The sequence below is a fragment of the Nocardia sp. NPDC003345 genome, from assembly GCF_053589395.1.
The window spans coordinates 1-4,568 of record NZ_JBSFRU010000426.1 but is presented as its reverse complement, the minus strand read 5'-3'; the positions used below and the strand labels follow the sequence as shown (position 1 = coordinate 4,568).

At 67.8% G+C, this 4,568-nt stretch carries 5 protein-coding genes; 3 read left to right on the top strand and 2 right to left on the bottom strand.

Annotated features, from left to right (window positions below; all coding sequences use genetic code 11):
• The 3 genes from ACWDU1_RS29855 to ramB form a co-directional block, all read left to right on the top strand.
• Positions 1-222: hypothetical protein (locus ACWDU1_RS29855; RefSeq protein ID WP_450003576.1), on the top strand; the 222-nt coding region annotated here is incomplete at its 5' end.
• Position 223: 1 nt separating this feature from the next.
• Entirely contained in the window at positions 224-577 is a 354-nt protein-coding gene (locus ACWDU1_RS29850; RefSeq protein ID WP_450003574.1) for a DUF3349 domain-containing protein, read from the top strand.
• 89 nt (positions 578-666) lie between these two features.
• Complete coding sequence (gene ramB, locus ACWDU1_RS29845) at positions 667-2,073, top strand: acetate metabolism transcriptional regulator RamB (RefSeq protein ID WP_450003573.1); 1,407 nt, start codon at positions 667-669, stop codon at positions 2,071-2,073.
• 24 nt (positions 2,074-2,097) lie between these two features.
• Here the strand turns inward: ramB and ACWDU1_RS29840 are convergent, their stop codons facing one another.
• Positions 2,098-3,051, bottom strand: a complete 954-nt coding sequence (locus tag ACWDU1_RS29840; RefSeq protein ID WP_450003571.1) for a hexose kinase — start codon at positions 3,049-3,051, stop codon at positions 2,098-2,100.
• 106 nt (positions 3,052-3,157) lie between these two features.
• Entirely contained in the window at positions 3,158-4,156 is a 999-nt protein-coding gene (locus tag ACWDU1_RS29835; RefSeq protein ID WP_450003569.1) for an XdhC family protein, read from the bottom strand.
• Positions 4,157-4,568: the final 412 nt, after the last annotated feature.

Here is a 4,568-nt window from a genome sequence, read left to right as displayed (position 1 = left end):
CTGGGAGCCGGGTTGCCGGCCGTTTTCGCGCTGGGGGTGCGCTGGTGGTCGGTCGCGGAGCGGCCGGGCCCCGACGGTTCGGTGCGCCACGACCTCGCCGCTTGGACGGGAGCGGTTGTCTGCCTGGTCGTGGTGCTGGCGGTGGTGATCGCCGGTGTGCTGTTCGTGGCCAAGGCGTTCCTCGCCGACCGATTCGGCATCCATATCTTCGGGCAGGCCTGAGATGACCGCCGGGAGCGGGTTGCCGCCCGAGCGGTCGGGGTTGCTGGCGCGGATCATCGAATGGCTGCGTGCCGGGTATCCGAAGGGTGTGCCGCAGTCGGACTACGTCGCGTTGTTCGCGGTCCTGCACCGCGACCTGACCGACTACGAGGTGATGCTGGTGGCCGAGGAGGTCGTGCGCGACAGCGACGGCCGCGAGATCACCCACGACGAGGTGGAAGCGGCCGTGGCGCGGGTGGCCCGGGAGAAGGCGGGCGCCGACGATATCGCCCGGGTGGCATCCCATCTGGCGGCCGGTGGCTGGCCGCTGGCCTCACCGCTGGAGGAGATCTCACGCCCCGCCCAGGACAGCTGACGATGCCGCGGAACGCCGGGATAGACCACAATATGTAATTCTTGCTAACCCGCGTATCGCAGCGTGCGAACAATGCCTAAGCTGGACGCATGGCCAAGACCTACGTCGGTGCCCGGCTCCGGCAACTGCGAACCGAACGCGGGCTCAGCCAGGTGGCGCTGGCCCAGCAGCTGGAGATCTCGGCCAGTTATCTGAACCAGATCGAGCACGACGTCCGGCCGCTCACGGTGCCGGTGCTGTTGCGGATCAGCGAAGTCTTCGGCGTCGAGGCGACCTTCTTCTCGCCGCAGGACGACACCCGGCTCATCGCCGAACTCCAGGAAGTGGTGATGGACCAGGAACTCGGCATCGAGGCCGACGCCCGGGAGATCGCGGAAATGGTGTCGGCGCATCCGAGCATGGCCCGGGCCCTGGTCAATATGCACAACCGCTACCGCAACACCAGCGCCCAGCTGGCCGCGGCCACCGAGGACCGGTTCGCCGACGGCTCCGGCAGCGCCACCATCAGTAAGCCGCACGAGGAAGTACGCGACTACTTCTACCAGCGGCAGAACTATATTCACGAGCTCGATACCGCCGCCGAGGAACTGGCCAACCGCATCCGCCTGCACAACGGAGACGCGCACAGCGAGATACCGAAGGTGCTGCGCACGCACGGTGTGCGGATCCTGGAACGAATCGACCTCGGTGAAGGCGTCCTGCACCGCTACGATCCGGCCCAGCACGTGCTCGAAATCGCCCCCCATCTGTCCGGCGGGCAGCGCCTGTTCAAACTCGCCGCCGAACTGGCCTACTTCGAGTGCGGTCCGTTGCTCGACAAACTGGTGGAGGAGGGCAATTTCTCCGGTCCCGACGCGCGCAAACTGGCCATGCTCGGCCTGGCGAACTATTTCGCCGCCGCCACCGTCCTGCCCTACACCTACTTCCACGAGGTCGCGGAATCCTTCCGCTACGATATCGAGCGATTATCGGCGTTCTTCGCCCAGAGCTACGAGACCATCTGTCACCGGCTCTCCACCCTGCAGCGCCCGGAATTGCGGGGTGTGCCGTTCTCGTTCGTCCGGGTGGACCGGGCCGGCAACATGTCGAAACGGCAGTCCGCCACCGGATTCCATTTCTCCTCCAGCGGCGGCACCTGCCCGCTGTGGAATGTGTACGAGACCTTCGCCTATCCGGGCAAGATCATGACCCAGATCGCGCAGATGCCCGACGGGCGCAAATACCTGTGGGTGGCGCGGACGGTCGAACGTCGCGCCACCCGGTTCGGGCAGCCGAGCAAAACCTTCGCCATCGGCCTGGGCTGCGAGATCCGGCACGCCGCCCGGGTCGTCTACGCCGACGGGATCGATCTGCGTGAGGTCAACGCGACCCCGATCGGCGCCGGGTGCCGGGTGTGCGACCGCACCAACTGCCCGCAGCGCGCGTTCCCGCCGCTGGGCAAAACCCTCGATATCAGCGAACACCGCAGCTCGGTATCGCCCTACGTGCTGAAATAGCCGCCGCCCCGGCGGCCGTCCGGGCTACGCGTCCGGCTCTGCGCGCCCGCCGCTATCCAACTCGGTGACCACGACCGTCGGCGCCAGATGTCCGCGTAACCGCCGGTCTATCTCCCCGGCGACCGGTATCACCACCGAGGCGGCGGAAGTGGCGACCGCGTCCACCAGGATCGCCGGCCAGTCCGGCTTCTCGCTCGTCGCCAACGCCGCGATCACCGCCGCGGCGACCGGGTCACCGGCCCCCGTGGGATTACCGGTCAGCGGTTCGGGCAGATGCGCGTTCCACGTGCCCTTCGGCGTGACCGCCACCATCCCCTCGGCCCCGCGGGTGATCACCACCGCCGCCACACCCCGGTCCACCAGCGTGCGGGCGGCGGTGGTCAGCGCCTCCAGGGTCTCCACCCGGCCGTGCGTGAGCGCGGCGAATTCGCCGACCCCCGGCAACAGCACCACGCCCGGCACCCGCGAGGCCATCCGCAGCGCGGGGCCGTCCAGATCGCAGACCGTGGGCACGCCCGCGTCGAGTGCGCTGTGCGCTATCCGGGCAGGTAGGCCGGGGTCGATCCCCTCGGGTAGCGAACCCGCGATCACCAGCCCCGAGATATGCGGCAGCATGCCCGATACCCGGACCTCGAGCTGCTCGGAAGCGTGCGGATTCGAGATCCGGGCTCCCGGTTCACGCAGCGCGGTCGCGGTACCGGTCTCCGATTCGCTGATCACCACCGTGCGCCGCACCCAGGGCAGCGCGTGCACGAAATCCACCGGCATCTCCGCCTCGGCGGCCGCGGCGAAAGCGTGATCGGCGAATCCGGTCGCACGGGCATACCGTCCGAGCTGATTGAGCACGCGGGTCACATTGATGCCCTTACCGCCCAGACGCTGCTCGACCGAACGCACCCGGTGGGTCTGCCCGGGAAAGAAGTTCTCCACGCGGTAGGTCACGTCGTAGGCGGGATTCATTGTCACGGTGAGGATCACGAGAACCACTGTCCACGAGAGCGGGCGCCGCGCAAACGCGGCCGGCCCGGGCCGGAGGCCCGAATCGGTTGCCGGTCCCGCGGGACCGGACACAGGTCACGAGTGTTCAGATCGCCGCCTCCGCGGGGAAACGCACGGTGATCCGGCCGAGCCGCCCGTTGCGGGCGGCCACCATCTCCGCCGCCACCGCCAGCGCGGTCTCGGTGGCGCCGGCGGCGCCGATATCCATACCGGCGGGCGAATGCAGCCGCGCCAGCATGGTGTCGTCGAACCCCCCGCCACGCAGATCGTCGAGGCGGCGGGCACTCGTGATCGCCGACCCCACGGCGCCGATGTAGCCCACCTCGGGTAGTCGTAGCGCGACCGTGAGCAGCGGGATCTCGAACTGTGGATCGTGACTCGCCAGCACGATGCCGGTGGATGAATCGACCTCCCCGTCCGACACCAGCACATTCAGATAGCGGTGCGGCCAATCGCAGACCACCTCGGCGCCCGGAAAGGATTCGGGAACCGCGAAAGCGGGCCGCGGATCGCAAATGGCCACCCGATAACCGAGCAACTGCGCCTGCGCCGACAACGCGGCCGCCACACTGTTGGCACCGAAGACGATCAGCAGCGGCGGGGGCGCGAACGAGGCCACGAAGATATCCGATTGCGGAAGTGAGACAAGTTCGGTCGCATGCCGTTTATCGGTGATCAGATGCTGCCCGATCATTCCCGGCTCCGGATTCCAGACCACCGTGAATAGGGTGACGCGCCGATGCTCGGCGATTTCGGTCGCGATTGTCGGGAATTCCGGGAAATGGCCGCGCGAGAACGGCTCGGTGAACACGTCGATGACGCCGCCCTCGCTGCCCTCGAGAGACGGGACGGTGAGCCGGTGCAGCGCGCGCTGCCCGGTCCGCGCGGACTGCAGGGTCGCCTCGTAGACGGTGTCCTCGATCCCGGTCGCGGCCATCGACCCGTAGATCATCCCGTCCGGGTCCACCAGCATCGACGTACCCACGGGAATGTCCACCCGGCCACCCGTGCGCACGATGGTGGCCAGCCCGCCGGTCCGGCCCGAACGCCATACCTCCAGCAGGTCGTCGACGATATCGCGCATCAACAGCTCCGATCCCACCGTGCGTCGGAGGGCAGGCGCTCACCATCGGCACCCGTCACCGATGACCGCGCACGTGACGGCCACCCTAGCGCTGTTCTGTGTGAAATTGGCACGCCCGCGAAAATCTTATCGGGCGGGTACATGAATGGTTGGCCAAGTTCTGTGTGCGGGCACAGCGCCTTTCTGGGCATATTGCGAAACTCTGCGGGTTCAGCCCGGTTTCGAGATCCCCCGGGGCGGGAAGGTGCGCGGGGACGGCGCGAAGGGAAGGGGAGTTGCCGATCGAGGTCAGGGATCCCCGCAAAACCACCCGCACTGGTCCGGTACCAGCGCGCTCCCCGGTTTCGATCCGTATCGGGCTCATCCACAGAATGGGTCACCTCCTCGGCGCCGAGTCCAGCGAGGCCCACAA